General features: G+C 73.7%; 3 protein-coding genes. 1 reads left to right on the top strand and 2 read right to left on the bottom strand.

Annotated elements, in window-relative coordinates; translation table 11 throughout:
* The first annotated feature begins 67 nt into the window (after window positions 1-67).
* The gene (locus AC1DQF_RS21425; RefSeq protein WP_477527244.1) at window positions 68-1,507 is read left to right on the top strand and encodes a stealth family protein; all 1,440 of its coding nucleotides are present in this window, start codon (window positions 68-70) and stop codon (window positions 1,505-1,507) included.
* 115 nt (window positions 1,508-1,622) lie between these two features.
* Here AC1DQF_RS21425 and AC1DQF_RS21420 read toward each other — a convergent pair whose 3' ends face one another.
* Complete coding sequence (locus AC1DQF_RS21420) at window positions 1,623-2,654, bottom strand: sulfotransferase family protein (protein WP_477527243.1); 1,032 nt, start codon at window positions 2,652-2,654, stop codon at window positions 1,623-1,625.
* A 10-nt stretch (window positions 2,655-2,664) separates the two neighbouring features.
* Window positions 2,665-2,968: mycothiol transferase (locus tag AC1DQF_RS21415; RefSeq protein ID WP_477527242.1), on the bottom strand; the 304-nt coding region annotated here is incomplete at its 5' end.

Raw genomic sequence — 2,968 nt, 5'->3', positions numbered from 1 at the left:
CGAGACGCCGGTCTCAGGGGTCCCTTCGTCACGGACTACCCCAACTGCCCCGTTCACCCGGGAGGGAATGCCCGTCGACATCCCGCTCGTCACGCCCGTCGAGGCCCGGGCCGAGGCGTTGCTGCTGGTCACGGCTGCCGCCGAGCGGGCCGGTGGCGGCTGGTTCGTCATCCCGGCGCACGACCGCCCCGCGCCCACGGTCGTCGTACCGACCGCGCAGCGGCGTGCCCTCCTCGAGCACCTGCGCGCGGCGCCCGCGCACCTCGCGCTCCGCGACCCCGGCGACCGGGGCTGGCCCGAGCGCCGCCTCCAGGTCGCCGAGCTGGCCGACGCTCTGAGCAACGCCGCCCCCAACCGGCTGGTGCTGGAGCCGTGGCCGCGTGCGCACGGGCGCCGTACCCATCTCGCCGACGACGCGAGCGTCGAGATCGAGTTCTGGGACCGGCTCCCCGACGGCACGCTCGTCGCCCCCCGCCCCAACCGGTGGACGCCGCAGGCACCCGCGGGCGCCGCGACGGCGACCGTCGAGGTCGCCGGGGTCACGGTGCCGACGCTGCCGCTGATGGCGCTGCCGACGGCGTACGACGTGACGTTCCCCATCGACGTCGTCTACACGTGGGTCGACGGCGACGACCCGGAGTGGAACGCCGCCCGGCAAGAGCGTGGCGGCGACAGCGCCCGACCCGAGGCGGGTGGGCAGGCGCGGTTCCGCAGCCGTGAGGAGCTGCGTCACTCGATGCGCTCGGTGCACCTCTTCGCGCCGTGGGTGCGCACGATCCACCTGGTCACCGCCGGGCAGCGGCCGGACTGGTTGGTCGACCATCCGCAGGTGCGGGTCGTCGACCACCGCGAGATCCTGCCGCCCGACGCGCTGCCCACCTTCAACTCCCAGGCCATCGAGACCGCGCTGCACCGGGTCCCCGGGCTGGCCGAGCACTTCGTCTACCTCAACGACGACGTCTTCCTCGGCCGGGCGGCCCGGCCCGAGCTGTTCTTCAGCGCCGGCGGCGGGTTCGCGGCGTTCGTCGGCGACGGCACGATCGGGCTTCCGGGCACGGCCGACAAGCCGTTCCTCCACGCGGCGGCGACCAACCGGGCGCTGGTCGAGGAGGCCTTCGGCGTCGCGATCACCCAGGTGATGGCGCACTCGCCGCACCCCCACCGGGTGTCGGTGCTGGCCGAGGTCGAGGCGCGGTTCGCCGACGCGGTCGGGCGCACGGCCCGCTCGCCGTTCCGGGCCGACACCGACGTGTCGATGCTGTCCTCGCTCGCCCAGCACTACGGGCTGGTCACCGGCTCGGCGTACGTCGCGCCGGCCGAGCACGCCTTCGTCGACCTCAGCAACGCCCGGATCGAGCGGCAGCTGCGCCAGCTCCGCGCCCGTGATCGCGACTTCTTCTGCATCGGCGACCACCACGAGTACGCCGTGGACGCCGACGCCGTGGACGCGATGCTGTCGGAGTTCCTGGGCGGCTACTTCCCGGTGAAGGCTCCCTGGGAGCGCTGAGGACCCCCGGTCAAAGTCCCCGCTCGAGCGGGGACTCTGTCACTGTGTGACGGTTGCAACGGTCACACAGTGACAAAGTCCCCGCCCAGGCGGGGACTTATCCGCGAGGTACGAGTCAGCGGCGGAAGAGGCCGGCCAGCCCGGAGGGCCGCGAGCGCAGCGCCTCCACCTCGGCCCGCGCCGCGTCGAGCTCGGCGTGCAGCTCGTCGAGCTGGGCGTCCTTCTTGCGTCGTACGTCGCGCCGGCCGGCGGCGACCCGGGCGGTCGTCGCGTCCATGGCGATCGCCTCGGAGAAGTCGAACAGCTCGCCGTACTCCTCCTGCAGGATGGCCAGCTCGTCAATCGCGCCGGCGTCGGACGGCGAGTAGACCAGGACGTTCATGACCTGCCAGGTGCGCTCGGCCAGGTCGCGCAGACCGGGCGGGACGGCGATGTCGTCCCACGTGATCGCTGAGCGGTTGAGCTCGGCGTCGATGAAGTCGTCCACCGGGTGCGGGGAGACGTCGAGATCGGGCTCGAACGACAGCCCGAGCTGCTCGCCCGCGCGGGACATCGCGGAGCGCCAGTCGGCCAGCAGGTCGTCGTAGCGCACGAAGGACCGCGGCAGGGCGCGCGTCGCGGCCTCGGTGGCGAAGGCGGCGTTGACCCACGCGGCGACGTTGGCGGTCTCGCGCTGGCGGCGGAAGGTCGGCGTCTGCTCGGTGAGGTACGCCGAGTCGCGCGAGCGCACCACCTCGGTGGGGTGGCGCAGCATCGTCAGCGTGCACACGTCGGCGCCGAGCTGCCCGGCGACCCGCGTCCAGGCCGGCAGGATCCAGAAGGCGCGCGGGTCCTTGACGAGGACCTGCGGCTGGTCGAGCTGGTCGGCCAGCCAGGTGCGCAGCTCCTCCTCGACCTCCGGCGTGATCGCTCCGTCGGCGACCGCCGCGGCGTCCGGCCGCGTGTCGATCGTGCGGACCGGGACGGGGTTGAGCACCCGCTTGTGGAACTCGGTGACCCACACCGGCTCGTAGTAGCCGCGCGGGTTCTTCTCGTCCGCGGGCACCTCCGGCTGGGGCACGTGCAGGCCGAGGCGCTTGAGCGTGCCGGCCACGCTCGAGGTGCCGGAGCGGCCGGAACCGGTGACGAGGACGAGGCGGGGATTCACGCGGTCGAGGCTAGTCGCTGGCCAGCTCGGCGACGATGTCGAGGTGCCCCGCGTGCCGGGCGTACTCCCCCAGCACGTGGAAGCAGATCCACTCCAGCGTCGGCGGGTCGTCGTCGAACCGCCCGCCCGGCGACGCCACCGCGTCGAGTGGGAAGTCCCGCAGCACCTCGCGGGTCCGGGCGCCGAGCGCGTCGAGTCGGGTCGCGAGCCCGTCCGCCGTGACGTCCGACGGCACCGCCCACCGCGCGCCGGGCGCGCTGACGTCCGAGTCGTCGGAGGACCACGGCTCCGGCGTGGTCCAGTCGCCCCACGGC

The organism is Nocardioides sp. P4_G4 (assembly GCF_056401085.1).
Note: the sequence above shows the minus strand (reverse complement) of the source record. Positions and strands in the feature narration are given on the sequence as shown.